Source organism: Bradyrhizobium genosp. A (genome assembly GCF_049949275.1).
Taxonomy (GTDB): domain Bacteria; phylum Pseudomonadota; class Alphaproteobacteria; order Rhizobiales; family Xanthobacteraceae; genus Bradyrhizobium.
Genome location: NZ_CP188196.1, coordinates 7,480,337 through 7,495,296, shown reverse-complemented (window position 1 = coordinate 7,495,296; position 14,960 = coordinate 7,480,337). Strand labels below are relative to the sequence as shown.

The window sequence follows — 14,960 nt, the reverse complement described above, 5'->3', positions numbered from 1 at the left end:
GGAGCGCTGCAATGCAGTCGACGATCGATTTCTCACATTATCTGAAGAAGACGGGCCCGGGCCTCCTGCATCTCGATCTTGCAGTCGAGGGCATCAATTGCGCGGGTTGCATGACCAAGATCGAGCGCAATCTGTCGAAGATTCCGGACGTGACCTTGGCCAGGGTCAATCTGACGGACCGCCGGCTCGCGCTCGAGTGGAAGGCGGGCGCGGTCGATCCCGCGCTGTTCGTCGATCGTCTTGCCGAGCTCGGTTACAGGGCCTATCCGTTCGAGCGCGCAGGCGCTGAGACACGGGAAGCCGAGCGCGCAAGTGCGTTGCTGCGGCGCCTGGGCGTTGCCGCCTTCGCGGCGATGAACGTGATGATGCTGTCGGTGCCGGTCTGGTCCGGCAATCTCAGTGACATGCTGCCAGAGCAGCGCGACTTCTTCCACTGGCTCTCGGCGCTGATCGTGCTGCCGGCCGCGGCCTATTCGGCCCAGCCGTTCTTTTCCTCGGCTTGGGCGGCGCTCCGCACCCGCAATGTCAACATGGACGTGCCGATCTCGGTCGGCATCGTCCTGGCACTGGCGATGTCGCTGTTCGAAACGGCCATGCATGCCGAGCACGCCTATTTCGACGCAGCGATCATGCTGATCGCGTTCCTGCTGGCAGGCCGTTATCTCGACCAGAATATGCGCCGGCGCACCCGCGCCTTTGCCAGCAATCTTGCCGCGCTGAAGGCGGAGACCGCGACCAAGTTCGTCAACGAAGAGGAGATCCGCACGGTCCCCGTCGCCGCGATCCGCCCCGGCGACATCGTGCTGCTCCGTCCTGGCGAGCGTTCGGCCGTCGACGGCAACGTCATCGGCGGCCGCTCCCAGATCGACCAAAGCCTGATCACCGGCGAGACGGTGCCAACCACGGCGGTGGCGGGAAGCGTGGTCTATGCGGGAACGCTGGTGCGGTCGGGCGCGTTGCGCGTGCGCGTCTCGGCGGCCTCTGAGGCAACGCTTCTGTCTGAAATATCGCGCCTGCTCGAGAATGCCCTGCAGTCGCGCTCGCGCTACCTGCGTCTGGCCGAACGAGCCTCGCGGCTCTATGCCCCGCTCGTCCACGCCACTGCACTGCTGACGATGATCGGCTGGCTTATCGCAGGCGCCACGCTCCACGATTCGATCGTGACGGCGATTGCGGTCCTCGTTATCACCTGTCCCTGCGCGCTCGGGCTTGCCATTCCGGCCGTGCAGACGGTGGCCTCGGGCGCACTGTTTGGTTCGGGCGTATTGCTCAATGCGGGTGACGCAATCGAGCGGATCGCCGAGGTCGATCGCGTGATCTTCGACAAGACGGGCACATTGACCTTGCCCGAGCTCGACGTTGCGAGTGCTGCGGCGATCCCTCCGGATGTCTTCGATCTTGCGGGCCGCCTGGCGCTGTCGAGCCGCCATCCCGTCGCTGCCGCCGTGGCGCGTGCGGCCCGCGCCAAAACGCCGCTGCCAGGCATCGAGGAGGAGCCGGGGCAGGGTGTATTCAGCGTGGTCGATGGCATTGAAGTCAGGCTAGGTCGGCCATCCTGGTGCGGGGCCGATGAAGCGGCCAACCAAATTCTTCAAAATGATCCCGAGGCATCCGTCGTCGCGTTCCGGCATGGCGAGACGCGCCATGTCTTTGCGGTCCGGCAGCGGATCCGTCCCGATGCGGCGAAGGTGATCTCTGCACTGCACCGGATGGGCCTGACCGTCGAGATGCTTTCCGGCGACCGGGAGCCTGCCGTGAGGGCCGCTGCCGAGACGCTCGGCATTTGCCAATGGCGTGCCGAGGTGACCCCCGTCGACAAGATTGCGCGCATCGACGATCTCGAGCGCCTCGGCCACAAGGTGCTGATGGTCGGGGACGGCCTGAACGATGCGCCCGCGCTGGCAGCCGCCCATGCCTCGATGTCCCCGGTCACCGCGACGCACCTCAGTCAGTCGGTCGCCGATGCCGTGTTTCACGGCGAGCGGCTTGCGCCCGTGGACGCCGCGATCGCCGGTTCGCGCAAGGCGCTGCGGCTGATGCGGCAGAACCTCTGGCTCGCGGTGACCTACAACGCGCTCGCCGTGCCGGTGGCCATGGCCGGCCTGGTGACGCCGCTGATCGCCGCGGCAGCGATGTCCGGCTCATCGCTGCTCGTCATGCTAAACGCCTTGCGCGCGCGCCGGCAGAGGGAGGCCATCTGATGGAAGTCCTGGTCTATCTGGTTCCGCTTGCGATCATGCTCGGTGCCCTCGGTCTTGCGGCCTTTCTCTGGTCCCTCAAGAACGGTCAATATGAGGATCTCGCTGGCGCCGCCTGGCGGGCGATCGCCGACGATGAGCCGTCTGAAAAATCCTCCACCTTGGTGGGCCCAGCGATGGCCCAGCATCAGCAACGCGATCGCAATCCTGGCGAAGACCATCAGCACGGCCCATCAGGACGCCTTCGCGGCGAACCGAGCGGGATTCGGCAAACCGGACGATCGCCACCGGCGAGCGATTGCCGCTCCCCTATCAACAGCAGCTGACAGGCAGCGTTACCAGCCGCCTGTAGCGCCAGTGCGTGGCAGTCACATCGACCTGCCTCAGCGTTTCGGCATCGAGCCAACCGTCGCGGTGACGCAGCCATGAGCCGCCGCACGCGGTGATACCGTCAATGATGGCAAGCTCGATCTCTCGATCGAGGGGCGCACTGGCGATGTCGCGCCATTCATTGCGCAGCAGGCGCGACAGATAGGCTCTTAGTCGGATCATGGCTGCGTTTGCCGCCATCATGATGAATGGCGGGCGATGGAAGCGCAGACATGCGTGAGCCGCCTTGAGCTGCATCAGGGCGCGCACGAACCGCCGTACAACTTTTGAAAAATTGTTAGGTGCCTCCGGATTTATACTTAGGGGAATACCACGAATTTCGAAATCCGGGGAAACGGGCAGACTAACGAGCAGGCTGCCGTCATCAACGATCGGAACCGGAGTTCTGCCATGCTCACCGCCGCAACCGCCGAGTCGACAATCCACGCGCGTCCGGTCGCTGCGGTTCGGTCGAACTCCTTTCCGCAAGGCCCGCTGGGTTTGATCGGCGCGCCGATGCGCTTTGCGCGCAATGCTGAAATTTACGGCGAAGACAATCCGGCCGAATACCTTTACCAAGTTATCTCCGGCGCGGTGCGAACCTGCCGCACGCTGGACGATGGCCGTCGTCAGATCGGCAGCTTCTATCTGCCCGGCGACATCTTCGACGTCGAAGCGAGCGAGGTGCATCTTGCCTCGGCGGAAGCGATCAGGGAGGCGCAGGTCCTGGTCGCCAAGCGCAGCGCCGTGATGGCCCGGGCCGAGTACGAAAAGGATGTTGCCGAACAGCTCTGGACGCTCGCGGTCCGCGAGCTGCAGCGTATGCACGAGCACTCAATGGTGCTGATGAAGAGCGCGGAAGAACGGGTGGCCGGATTTCTGCTGGAAATGGCGGACCGCAATGCCGCCGCTCAGTCGATCGAACTGCCGATGACGCGTCAGGACATCGCCGACTATCTCGGCTTGACGATCGAGACGGTGTCGCGGACCTTCGGCCAGCTGGCGCAGTCCGGAACCATCGCGCTGGAAACTTCGCGCCGCATCGTCCTCCGCAACCGCGTGGAGCTGAGCCGGATCAATGCCTGACAATCGAATCTCCTTTCGCGCTTTTGTCACCAGCTCTTTCGCCTTTGAAGGCCCTGTACCCGATCCGATCTCATCTGCCGAACCGGCCGGGTTGGTTTGAGTGAGCTGGCGCGGCTTGCGCGACTCGCGGTATGCCGTTGTCGTCAATCGCCTCACTGCGCAAAAGGAATAAGATGGTTGCCGCTGCCCGTGAATTGCCAGCTTCAGGATATGCGCTCGAAGTAGATGGCCGACTCAAGGCCGAATTTGCGACCAGGGACGGAGCCAAAACGGGTGCCGAAGAGCTGAAGAAGCGTTTTCCCATGCTTCGAATCAGAATCTATGACGCGCAGACAAAGATTCGAGAAGAGGTCTAGGTCAAGGCGCCTGGTCGTTCCCTCCGCATCGGATTTGCCGCGCGTCTCCCTGCGGGGACCGGGCTGTCGGCTGCGCTGAAACCCCGGCTTTGGCCGGGTTTTCACCCATTCGGGCTTCCATCCCTGACGCGAAGGCCGGCGCTCATCTGAGGATCTCGCACCGGCGCGTTGCTCCTGCAAAAGACACAACGCGCCTGCAACAAACATTGAGAGTGAGAGGGCTGGCCGGGTTCGGCCGCGACGGGTTGGAGCGGCGAGAGAGGCTTGCAGCGCCCGTCGCGAAAGACCCGCGATGTCCAGACATTCTCGCGCGCGCACCGGCCAGGACCGGGCCACCCTTTATGACGAAATCACCGACAAGATCATCTCCGAGCTCGAGACCGGCCGCGTGCCCTGGGTTCAACCCTGGGGGACGGAGGCTGCAAGGGCGCCGCTGTCGATGCCAAGGAACGCCGCGTCTGCCCGGCCCTACAGCGGCATCAACGTTCTGATTCTCTGGGGGGCGGTGATCGAGCGCGGCTTTGCCGGCCAAAGCTGGCTGACCTTCCGCCAGGCGCTCGCGCTCGGCGGTCATGTCCGCAAGGGCGAGCGCGGCATAACCGTGGTCTATGCCGACCGTTTCGTGCCGGCCGACGAACGGCGCCGCGCGCGTGAGACAGGCGAGGAGGCACAGGCCGTTCCATTCCTGAAGCGGTTCACCGTCTTCAACACCGATCAATGCGACGGATTGTCCACCGACGTCGCGACCACCGCGCCAATGCCGCCGCCGGGCATGATCGAGCCGCAGGTCGAGGCCCTGATCAAGGCAACCGGCATCGACTTTCGCATCGGCGGCAATCGCGCCTTCTATATGCCGGCAGAAGATTACGTGCAGGTGCCGCCGCCGGCGGCCTATTTCGAACCGATCAATTGGCACCGGACCGCGCTGCATGAGCTTGGCCACGCCAGCGGTCATTCTTCGCGCCTCAACCGCGATCTCGGCGGTTCCTACGGCACAAAAAAATACGCGTTCGAGGAATTGATCGCCGAATTGTGCGCAGCGTTTTCCTGCGCTTCACTCGGCATCGTGCCGACCGTGCGGCACGCCGACTATATCGGTTCCTGGCTGGAAGTTCTGCGTGAAGACAACCGCGCGATCGTGCGGGCGGCCTCACAGGCGAGCAAAGCCGCGGATTATCTGCTTGGCTTCCTGCCAGCAGATGTTTCAACTGCTTCGGCCGATGGTGCCGAGGCAGATCAGGAGGCGGCGTGAGCGGAGTTGAGCCGCGAAACAGAGGAAGAGGGCGGCGCCGAGCGCCATGACGGGTTGGAGGTCGAGAGAGAGGCTTTCGGCCGCCCGTCGTGGAGAAGCAAAATGACAAAGGCAGTCCAAAAGATCACGCTGTCGCCTTCGCGTGACATTCCCTTCAACAAGCTGGTGCTGAGCCAGTCCAACGTTCGGCGCGTCAAGGCGGGCGTCTCGATCGAGCAGCTTGCCGAGAGCATCGCCCAGCGCGCGCTCCTGCAAAGTCTCAATGTCCGCGCCATCGTGGACGGAGAGGGCAATGAGACAGGCATGTTCGAGGTACCGGCCGGCGGGAGGCGCTACCGTGCTCTCGAGCTCCTGGTCCGGTAGAAGCGCATGTCGTTCTCGGTGAGCGGCCATCACGCGCCTGGAGCAGGTCTGGGATAATATCGGCCGGTCCGGCTCTGATGAGCCGTACCAGATCCGCCGCACGCTGACCGAGAATCTTTCAATTATCCACCCAGCGCGATATCGGTGAGGCGTGACAACCCGCACCATAGCCCGCCGCGCCCGCGCGCACGGGTCAATCAGGCAGTCTTCGTCGTATGCGTACCTGGGGTCTGAGCAAAGAGCTGAACGCGTCTCAGAAAATTATCGCAGCTAGCGTGCCAAGCGCGCCGAACACCAGCCCGATCAGCGAACCGGCTGTCGGCACGTCTCGAAAGAGCAGAAGCGCCAGAATCGGTTCCACAACGAGAATTGCTCCCACCGATACTGCGACAATGATCCAGATATTCTTGAGATACATGTAGCCGAGTGCGTATCCGCAGACGAGCAGGATACCGCCCACCGATATCAACAGGAACATCGGCAGGAGCGTTGTGAAATGCCCGCCAGCTTTCCCAAACTGCTTTGAGGCAATCAACTCGGCGACTATCGAGAGGGCTTCTCCAAAGAAAATCGCCCCCACCGCCACAATTTTCAATATTGAGCTCATCGCCTGATGCAAAAGCAAGGTGAAAGGTACCTTCTAATATTGGAATTTATCTGGCGCTGCCTTTTACAACTGGAGTCATTATCATTGCGAAGCCATCGCATTGCTCTCGATGTACTCCAACCAGAATTGGAAAGGGCTCGAAGTTGCAATCTCCATCCAATGGTCGACGCTTAAGAGCGCAATTTTGGGCGTTAGGCAGCGCATGATCCGGGCATCCGTGCTCGAGAGACTTCATGGCCATGCCGCGGCTCCCGACGCTTGCCGCGGGTTCGCGGTCGCGCTGGCGACAACAACAGCCTATCGCATGCGAGCGCAAGTGGTTGTGAAGGCTATTCCGACGTCACAACCTCGTAGGTGGGGTTTGCTAAGGTAGCCGGCCGCATGGGTTCAGCGCGCGATTCATGAATCTCTATATGAACCACACCAGAAAAAAAAGGCAGCTGCGGCTGGAATCGTCATGATGGCGATCGGACCTCTTGACATGACCTCGCCATGTCCCGTCAGCAGTGCGTGCGATTCCGAGTGTGATCAACCCGCCTCATAGAAATGGTCCACGACCTGAGGCCTGACAGCCTGAGCTTATGAAGTCATCCCCAAAACTTCCCGGAATCGCGAGCATTGTTGGCTCGGCGGCGTCCCCGAAGATTCCGCCCTGGACCGTTCAAGACAACAGGTCAGGCCAAGCCGAAAGGTGCAGTGTCCGGAATTGTACCCCACCAAAACAGAGAGGCGACGGCATGTTTTGTGTGTGGCAAACTTCTTTGCCAACGTTTGAAAGGGACAATCCGTCCACCAGAGCCGCTCGCAGCGCTCACGCTCAGGAGCAGTCGGATGATTACGCCGGTTCGACGGAACTGGAGTCCAAAAGAAATGTTCAATGCTCTTACGCCGGCGATGTTCAGCGCCGAACCGTCGGTTGTGCGCGCACGTTGGAATAAATTGTGGCCTGACCTGTACACGGAATATGACGCCAGGCATTTGAAAACCGAGTTATCCGTCCGCAATCTGATCGCTACCGATGAAGCTCGCGCGTTTTTTACTGTCTGGGCCGCAGACGAAGAGCGTCACACCGATGGCTTTATCCGCATCATTGAACTTGTCGCCAATGGATCCGAGAGGAACCTCCGAGAGAGGTTGGAGGCTCGACCGCATGATTTCGGTGCGATCAATGACCACCTCGCCGACGAATTCTCTGTGATGGTTATGATCGCATTTGATGAGATGTGCACTTGCCACGCCTATGCCGCCGAGAAGCCGTTCTATACCGAACTTCGCAACGACATTTTCCATCATTGGCTGCGAGAGGTGATTGCCGACGAGGCGGTTCACTCGATGAACGCCGTTAACGTGATCCGCGCACGCTATCGCGACCGCGTTGGAGAAATTGGTGCAATGCTCAATAGGATAATCAGCGGCATTGATGATCTGAGCTATGCTGGCACCTTCCTGCTGGACTATTTCGGCGCCGTATACACGAAGGAATTGCTCGACAAATGCCGCGTCGCGATCCTGAGAAATGTCGAAAAGCCTCTCCCGGCCGTAGAGCGAGACAGATGGAGCCATCGCCCAAATTGAGGTCGACGCCGTGACCCCGTTGCGGAGTAATTCCGGCAATTTAGAACCCGCTCCGATTCCATCGGAATGGAAAAGGCTCTAGACGCTCCTCCTAGCATAGCAGTGCGGATCAGGTCGATCGCCGTGAGGTCGCCACGCTGAAGGCCGCCGAGTGGGACAGAAACTGACAGCAGCTCACACCTTGGTTCCTGCCAGGCGCTGCGGCCGTTTCGGCCAATGCACGCCCGGTGCCGCAGCAGCGGGATTCAAGCCGCAAGAGAGAGAGGAAGAGGGCAGCGTGGAGTGCCACGACGGGTTGGAAGTCGAGAGAGAGGCTTTCGGCTGCCCGTTGTGGAGAACCGAAATGACAAAGCCAGTCCAAAAGATCACGCTGTCGCCCTCGCGTGACATTCCCTTCAACAAGCTGGTGCTGAGCCAGTCCAACGTTCGGCGGGTCAAGGCGGGCGTCTCGATCGAGCAGCTTGCCGAGAGCATCGCCCAGCGCACGCTGCTGCAAAGTCTCAATGTCCGCGCCATCGTCGATTCCGAGGGCAACGAGACAGGCATGTTCGAGGTGCCGGCCGGCGGCAGGCGTTACCGTGCTCTCGAGCTCCTGGTCAAGCAGAAGCGCATGTCCAAGACGCAAGCCGTGCCCTGCGTCGTGCGCGAGGGAGGCATTGCGGAAGACGACTCGATCGCAGAGAACGATGAGCGCGTCGGCCTGCATCCGCTGGATCAGTTTCGCGCATTCCGGACGCTCCGCGACCTCGGCATGAGCGAAGAGGACATTGCCGCGCGGCATTTCGTGGCGGTGGCAATCGTCAAGCAGCGCCTGCGCCTCGCTTCGGTCTCGCCGAAGCTGCACGAGGTCTATGCCGATGACGGCATGACGCTGGAGCAGCTCATGGCGTTCTCGGTGAGCGGCGATCACGCGCGCCAGGAGCAGGTCTGGGACAATGTCAGCCGGTCCGGCTATGATGAGCCGTACCAGATCCGCCGCATGCTGACCGAGAACACCGTGCGTGGATCCGATCGCCGTGCGCAGTATGTCGGTATCGACGCTTACGAGCGCGCCGGAGGTCCGGTCCTGCACGATCTGTTCGAGCATGACGACGGTGGCTGGCTCCAGGACGTGGCACTGCTCGATCGTCTTGTCACTGAGAAGCTCAAGCAGGACGCCGAGGTGATCGCGGCGGAAGGGTGGAAGTGGATCTCGGTGGCAGTCGATTTTCCATTTGGCCACACCAGCGGCTTGCGGGAACTGGAGGGAACGCCGGCCTCGCTCAGCATCGAGGAGCAGGGCACAATCGATGCACTCAATGCCGAGCATGGCAGGCTCGAAGCCGAGTATCAGGATGCTGACGAACTCCCCGAGGCCGTCGACCAACGCCTTGGCGAGATCGAGGCGGCATTGCTCGCGTTCGAGGAGCGGCCGATGATCTACGATCCGGCCGACATCGCCCGCGCCGGGGTCTTCATCAGCATCGATTCCGACGGACGGCTCTCGGTGGATCGCGGCTACGTCCGGGCGGAGGATGAACCGACGGTCGTCGATATTGAGCCCGGACAGGGCAGCACAACGGTTGACGGGACGGAGGCCGTCGGTCCGGTGCAGCGTACCGCCATCACCGTCGGTAGCGCGCCAACCGAGCCGGCCGAAGACGATGAGGACGAGGCTGCAAGACCGCTGCCGGACCGTCTGATCACCGAGCTGACGGCCTATCGAACGCTGGCGTTGCGCGACGCGCTTGCCGAGCATCCCTCGATCACGTTCCTGGCGGTGCTGCACAGTTTCGTGCTGGCGACCTTCTACAGGTTTGCATCGTCCGCCAGTTGCCTCGAGATCGCAGTGCACACGCCGACATTTCCGGCCCAGGCTCCGGGATTGAAGGACAGCGCGCCGGCCAAGGCGATCGATACCCGGCACGAAGCCTGGAAAGCGCGGCTGCCCAACGATGCGAAGGAGCTTTGGGATACGCTCTGCGCATTGGACGGCAATGCGCAAGCAGCCCTGTTCGCCCATTGTGCGTCGTTCTCGGTCAATGCCCTCTATGAACCCGTGAACCGCTATGCCCAGGGGCGGGTATCGGCTGATGGGCTCGCGCGCAGGCTCGGCCAGGCCGACGTGCTGGCGCAGGCGGTCGGGCTCGACATGGTGCAGGCCGGCTGGAGGCCGACCGTCGATAACTACCTCGGCCGCGTCACCAAGCCGCGTATTCTGGAGGCGGTGAGGCAAGCAAAGGGCGAAGCATCCGCAGAACTGATCGACCATCTGAAGAAGGCCGATATGGCCGGCGAAGCCGAACGCCTTCTCGAGGGCACGGGATGGCTGCCGGAGCCACTGCGCCTCACTGACGCTATCCAATCGGTAGACCAGGACGCAGATGCGGGCCCGCTTCCCGAGTTCCTCGCTGGCGATGAGGACGGTCGCGGCGCCGCAGACGACGTTCAGCACGGCATTGCCGCTGAATGAATGTCCGGGCGTAGCGCGGCAATCCGCTGTGCGCTTCATTCGAACTTGCTTCCGAAGCCCGGCATCACGCCGGGCTTCTCGTTTCGGAATGCGGCTGCGGCGCAAGCCTTGCGCGCGGCGTGGCCGCGTCCTCCCCGTGCGGTCGAGGCAAGGGGTGAAGAGAGTGAGAGATCGGCCGGGACAGGTTTGAGCCGGTCGGGTCGAGAGAGCCCCCGTCGGCTTGAACCGTTCCCGCTCTCCTCGAAAGCTCAACTCCCATGATCAATCTGTCCTGCTCCGCGACCGCCGCGGCTGCGTGCTCCATCGCCCAAGCCGCGCGGCTTATCCTCTCTGACCTCGAACATGGCCGGCGTATCGATGCAGCAAGTGTTCTGCGTTCCGCCATGGAAAGCGCATTCGGCGGCTCGGATGCCGCCGGCGCCTGGCATTGGAAAGCCGCCTATGAGGCCTGTGAGGCGGCAACCGTGCTTTTCCTTCGCAAGCATGGCGCCGCCATGCGGACCAAGGCGGGATCGCCGGCAGCGCAGCTCTCGATGCTGGCCAAGGTCGCAAGCCTGCTTCCAACCCATACGCGCAGGTCCGAAGAAAGCGAGGCGCTTCAGCAATTCTCGACGCCGATCCCGCTTGGCTTTGTCGCCTGCACCGCCGCCGGCATTACCAACATAGACCTCGTGCTGGAACCTTCGGCGGGCACTGGACTTCTCGCTATCCTCGCTGAGGTCTCGGGCGGCTCCCTTGCGCTGAACGAGCTCGCCGAGACGCGTGCCGGGCTGCTCGATCTCCTGTTTCCCAACGTGACCGTCACGCGCTACGACGCGGCGCAGATCGACGACCATCTCGAGGCGGCTATTGTCCCGAGCGTCGTGCTGATGAATCCGCCATTTTCGGCTCTGCCCAATGTGGATCGGCGGATGGCGGACGCAGCACTGCGCCATCTCTCCTCGGCATTGGCCAGGCTTGGCGACGGCGGTCGCCTCGTTGCGGTGACCGGCGCAAGTCTCGCGCCCGACAATCCAGGCTGGACCGACGCCTTCATCCGTCTCCAGGAGCGCAGCCGCGTGGTATTTTCGGCCGCGCTTGCAGGGGCGGTTTTTGCCAGGCACGGGACGGCGATCGATACCCGGCTCACCGTCATCGACAAGCAGCCCGCGCCGGACAGAAGCGTCTTTCCAGCATCTCCGGGCATGGCGCCGGACGCAGCCACGCTGCTGGCATGGGTCCTCGAACATGTGCCGCCGCGGCTTCCGATCACTTCACCTGTGCTCGCTCCGGTCAGCTCGACCGTGCCGGTTCGGCGACCCGTCGGCGCCTTCACGATGCGCCCCTCGTCCGGTCAGCGGCTCGAAGATCCGCAAAGCGTAGAGCTCACCTACCTTACTGTCGACTGGACCCCTCCGGACGGAGCTCATCTGACGGATGCCCTCTATGAGGACTACACCCTGCAATCGATCCGCATTCACGGATCGCAGCCGCATCCGACCAAACTGGTGCAGTCGGCCGCGATGGCCTCGGTTGCTCCGCCGAAGCCGTCGTACCGGCCCCATCTCCCCGTCAACCTCGCCATAGACGGCCTGTTGTCGGACGCCCAGCTTGAAAGCGTGGTCTACGCCGGCGAAGCACATTCGGCCTTCCTTGCAGGCGCCTGGACGGTCGATGCGACCTTTGACGGTGTGGCAGCTGCGCGCGACGACGCTTCAGATGCCGTCCGCTTCCGCCGCGGCTGGTTTCTGGGCGACGGCACCGGCGCGGGCAAGGGCCGGCAGGTGGCCGGCATCCTCCTTGATAACTGGCTGAAGGGCCGGCGCCGGGCGGTCTGGATCTCCAAGAGCGACAAGCTGATCGAGGACGCACAGCGTGACTGGTCGGCGCTCGGCATGGAGCGGCTCCTGGTCACCCCCCTCTCACGTTTCCGCCAGGGCACCCCGATCCGGCTGTCGGAAGGCATCCTATTTACCACCTACGCTACGCTGCGCACCGATGAGCGCGGCGAAAAGCTTTCGCGTGTCCGGCAGATCGTCGAATGGTTGGGCTCCGATTTCGACGGAGTGGTTGTTTTCGACGAGAGCCACGCCATGCAGAACGCCGTGGGCGGCAAGGGCGAGCGCGGCGAGCTGGCCGCCTCGCAGCAGGGACGCGCAGGTCTGCGGCTGCAGCACGCCCTGCCCAATGCACGCGTGGTCTACGTTTCCGCGACCGGCGCCACGACCGTTCACAACCTCGCTTATGCCCAGCGGCTCGGCTTGTGGGGCGGCCAGGACTTTCCGTTCGCCACGCGCGCCGAGTTCGTCGAGGCGATCGAGGCGGGCGGTGTCGCTGCGATGGAGGTGCTGGCACGCGACCTCAAGGCGCTTGGTCTGTATGCGGCGCGTTCCCTTTCCTATCAAGGCGTCGAATATGAACTGATCGAGCATGAGCTCACTCCCGAACAGATCCGCATCTATGATGCCTATGCAGCCGCGTTCAGCATCATTCACAACAATCTCAATGCCGCGATGCGGGCGGCCAACATCACCGGCGAGACCGGGACCTTGAACGCTCAGGCGAAGTCGGCGGCCCGGTCGGCCTTCGAGTCCGCAAAGCAGCGCTTCTTCGGCCATTTGCTGACATCGATGAAGACGCCTTCCTTGATCTGCGCCATCGAGCGCGATCTCGAGCAGGGGCATGCCGCCGTCGTCCAGATCGTCTCGACCGGCGAAGCGCTGATGGAGCGCCGGCTCGCGGAAATCCCGACCGAGGAATGGGGGGATGTGCAGGTCGACATCACACCGCGCGAATACGTGCTCGACTACCTCGCCCATTCCTTCCCGGTCCAGCTTTACGAGCCTTTCACCGACTCCGAAGGCAACCTCTCCTCCCGGCCTGCGTACCGTGATGGTCAGCCAGTGGAGAGCCGGGATGCGGTTGCGCGTCGCGACCGGCTGATCGAGAAGCTTGCCTCGCTCGCGCCCGTGCCCGGCGCCCTCGACCAGATCGTCCAGCGCTTTGGCACTGACAGGGTCGCCGAAGTCACCGGGCGCTCACGCCGGATCATCCGGAAACACGACCGCCTCGTGGTCGAAAACCGCGCCGGTTCGGCTAACCTCGCCGAAACCGCAGCCTTCATGGACGACCTCAAGCGCATCCTCGTTTTCTCGGATGCCGGCGGCACGGGGCGCAGTTACCACGCCGAGCTGTCGGCGCGGAATCGCCGTCTGCGGGTGCACTATTTGCTCGAACCCGGCTGGAAGGCCGATGCAGCAATCCAGGGCCTCGGCCGGACCAACCGGACCAATCAGGCGCAGCCGCCGCTATTTCGTCCGATTGCGACCGACGTGAAGGCCGAGAAGCGCTTTCTCAGCACGATTGCGCGCCGCCTCGATACGCTCGGCGCCATCACCCGCGGTCAGCGTCAGACCGGGGGGCAGGGACTGTTTCGGCCCGAGGATAATCTCGAAAGCATCTACGGCCGTGATGCTCTGCGCCAACTCTACCTGCTCCTGGTTCGCGGCAACGTGGATGGTTGCTCTCTTGAGATGTTCGAGAATGCGACCGGGCTGAAGCTCGTTGACGCCAATGGCATGAGGGATGACCTGCCGCCGATCACGACTTTCCTCAACCGTCTGCTGGCGCTGACCATCGAACTGCAAAACGTGCTGTTCACCGCCTTCGAGCAGTTGCTGAAGGCGCGGATCGAAGGCGCAATCGCCTCCGGAATCTATGATGCGGGCCTTGAGACCCTGCGCGCCGAAAGCTTCGTCGTCACGCATCGGCGCACCATCTACACCCATCCCGCGACCAGCGCCGAGACACGGCTGCTGACGATCATCCAGCGCGAACGCAACCGGCCGCTCACTCTGGATGACGCCCTCGGCCTCCTGTCGGATCGCCGCGCAGTCCTGCTGGTGAACGAACGTTCCGGCCGCGCGGCGGTGCAAGTGCCGGCTCCGAGCCTGATGCTGGACGATGGCGAAATCGAGCAGCGCGTCAAATTGGTCCGGCCCATGGAGAGCCACAATGTCCCGTCCAAGGCCATGGCCGAAAGTCATTGGATCGAGACAGACCGTGAGCACTTCAGTTCAGCCTGGACAGCTGAGCTCAAAGACGTGCCGGCGTTCACCGAGAGCACGATCCACGTCGTGGCCGGGCTGCTCCTGCCGATCTGGAAACGGCTGCCGAAGGAATCGACCCGCGTCTACCGCCTCCAGACCGACGCCGGCGAGCGGATCATTGGGCGGAAGGTCTCGTCCGCCTGGGTCGCCGACGCGCTTTTGGGTGAGCGGCCGACACTCGAGCCCGAGGAGGTCTTCGCCGCCTTGCGCGAAGGCCGCGCGCTCGTCGAGCTCGCCGAGGGCCTGACACTGCGGCGCGTCCGCGTCATGGGGACGCATCGCATCGAGCTCGCGGACTTCAACGACACCATGCGCGATCGCTTACGGACCTATGGACTGTTCAGTGAGATCATCTCCTGGAAGCTGCGCATGTTCGTGCCCACCGATGCAAGCGGGGCCATCGTGCTTGGCAAGGTGCTCGAATGCTACCCGGTCGAGCGCATCTGCGAACGCGAGGCCGCCTGATGCGGCCCGATGCTTTCGAACTGGCATGCCGCCTCGCGCGTGAGGCCGAGGCTGTGTGCCGCCGCTCTCTTTCCAACCGCAAGGGCGAGGGAGGCTGCTGGCTGCCGGTCCACAACCGGCCTGGCCGCTGCTCGTTTGTACGGCGCCAC

9 protein-coding genes and 2 pseudogenes are annotated in these 14,960 nt (G+C 63.1%); 9 read left to right on the top strand and 2 right to left on the bottom strand.

Annotation, left to right across the window (positions count from 1 at the left end):
* Nucleotides 1–11: 11 nt before the first annotated feature.
* Nucleotides 12–2,201 (top strand): heavy metal translocating P-type ATPase, encoded by a 2,190-nt coding sequence (locus ACP2YP_RS35055; RefSeq protein ID WP_426420893.1) that lies wholly within the window; start codon nt 12–14, stop codon nt 2,199–2,201.
* Nucleotides 2,201–2,353 (top strand): annotated as a pseudogene (ccoS, locus tag ACP2YP_RS35050) (cbb3-type cytochrome oxidase assembly protein CcoS); the annotation flags it as partial. The gene ACP2YP_RS35055 and the pseudogene ccoS, both read left to right, overlap by 1 nt.
* A gap of 157 nt (nt 2,354–2,510) precedes the next feature.
* Here ccoS and ACP2YP_RS35045 read toward each other — a convergent pair.
* The gene (locus tag ACP2YP_RS35045; protein ID WP_426420892.1) at nt 2,511–2,825 is read right to left on the bottom strand and encodes a hypothetical protein; all 315 of its coding nucleotides are present in this window, start codon (nt 2,823–2,825) and stop codon (nt 2,511–2,513) included.
* A gap of 153 nt (nt 2,826–2,978) precedes the next feature.
* Between ACP2YP_RS35045 and ACP2YP_RS35040 the strand changes: the two genes are divergently transcribed.
* The 4 genes and pseudogenes from ACP2YP_RS35040 to ACP2YP_RS35025 form a co-directional block, all read left to right on the top strand.
* Nucleotides 2,979–3,653: a helix-turn-helix domain-containing protein gene (locus ACP2YP_RS35040; protein WP_426420891.1), complete on the top strand. Its 675-nt coding sequence runs from the start codon at nt 2,979–2,981 to the stop codon at nt 3,651–3,653.
* Between the two features lie 173 nt (nt 3,654–3,826).
* Nucleotides 3,827–4,009 (top strand): hypothetical protein, encoded by a 183-nt coding sequence (locus ACP2YP_RS35035; protein ID WP_027545378.1) that lies wholly within the window; start codon nt 3,827–3,829, stop codon nt 4,007–4,009.
* Nucleotides 4,010–4,301: 292 nt separating this feature from the next.
* Nucleotides 4,302–5,261 carry an ArdC family protein gene (locus ACP2YP_RS35030; protein ID WP_426420890.1) on the top strand — a complete coding sequence of 320 codons (960 nt, stop codon included), beginning with the start codon at nt 4,302–4,304 and terminating at the stop codon, nt 5,259–5,261.
* A 102-nt stretch (nt 5,262–5,363) separates the two neighbouring features.
* Nucleotides 5,364–5,621: pseudogene (locus tag ACP2YP_RS35025) on the top strand (ParB N-terminal domain-containing protein); the annotation flags it as partial.
* A gap of 256 nt (nt 5,622–5,877) precedes the next feature.
* On the opposite strand, the gene ACP2YP_RS35020 reads toward ACP2YP_RS35025, so the two are convergent.
* Nucleotides 5,878–6,210 (bottom strand): hypothetical protein, encoded by a 333-nt coding sequence (locus ACP2YP_RS35020; RefSeq protein WP_426426383.1) that lies wholly within the window; start codon nt 6,208–6,210, stop codon nt 5,878–5,880.
* A gap of 852 nt (nt 6,211–7,062) precedes the next feature.
* Between ACP2YP_RS35020 and ACP2YP_RS35015 the strand changes: the two genes are divergently transcribed.
* From ACP2YP_RS35015 to ACP2YP_RS35005, 3 genes are all read left to right on the top strand, one after another.
* On the top strand, nt 7,063–7,806 hold the full coding sequence (locus ACP2YP_RS35015; protein ID WP_426420889.1) for a hypothetical protein: 744 nt from the start codon (nt 7,063–7,065) through the stop codon (nt 7,804–7,806).
* 343 nt (nt 7,807–8,149) lie between these two features.
* Nucleotides 8,150–10,258 (top strand): ParB N-terminal domain-containing protein, encoded by a 2,109-nt coding sequence (locus ACP2YP_RS35010; RefSeq protein ID WP_426420888.1) that lies wholly within the window; start codon nt 8,150–8,152, stop codon nt 10,256–10,258.
* A gap of 257 nt (nt 10,259–10,515) precedes the next feature.
* On the top strand, nt 10,516–14,811 hold the full coding sequence (locus ACP2YP_RS35005) for a strawberry notch-like NTP hydrolase domain-containing protein (RefSeq protein ID WP_426420887.1): 4,296 nt from the start codon (nt 10,516–10,518) through the stop codon (nt 14,809–14,811).
* Nucleotides 14,812–14,960 lie beyond the last annotated feature (149 nt).

Coding starts and splice junctions, on each gene's coding strand:
- ACP2YP_RS35055 (WP_426420893.1), top strand. CDS start 12: ATGCAGTCGACGATCGATTTCTCACATTATCTGAAGAAGACGGGCCCG.
- ACP2YP_RS35015 (WP_426420889.1), top strand. CDS start 7,063: ATGATTACGCCGGTTCGACGGAACTGGAGTCCAAAAGAAATGTTCAAT.
- ACP2YP_RS35045 (WP_426420892.1), bottom strand. CDS start 2,825: ATGCAGCTCAAGGCGGCTCACGCATGTCTGCGCTTCCATCGCCCGCCA.
- ACP2YP_RS35005 (WP_426420887.1), top strand. CDS start 10,516: ATGATCAATCTGTCCTGCTCCGCGACCGCCGCGGCTGCGTGCTCCATC.
- ACP2YP_RS35010 (WP_426420888.1), top strand. CDS start 8,150: ATGACAAAGCCAGTCCAAAAGATCACGCTGTCGCCCTCGCGTGACATT.
- ACP2YP_RS35030 (WP_426420890.1), top strand. CDS start 4,302: ATGTCCAGACATTCTCGCGCGCGCACCGGCCAGGACCGGGCCACCCTT.
- ACP2YP_RS35040 (WP_426420891.1), top strand. CDS start 2,979: ATGCTCACCGCCGCAACCGCCGAGTCGACAATCCACGCGCGTCCGGTC.
- ACP2YP_RS35035 (WP_027545378.1), top strand. CDS start 3,827: ATGGTTGCCGCTGCCCGTGAATTGCCAGCTTCAGGATATGCGCTCGAA.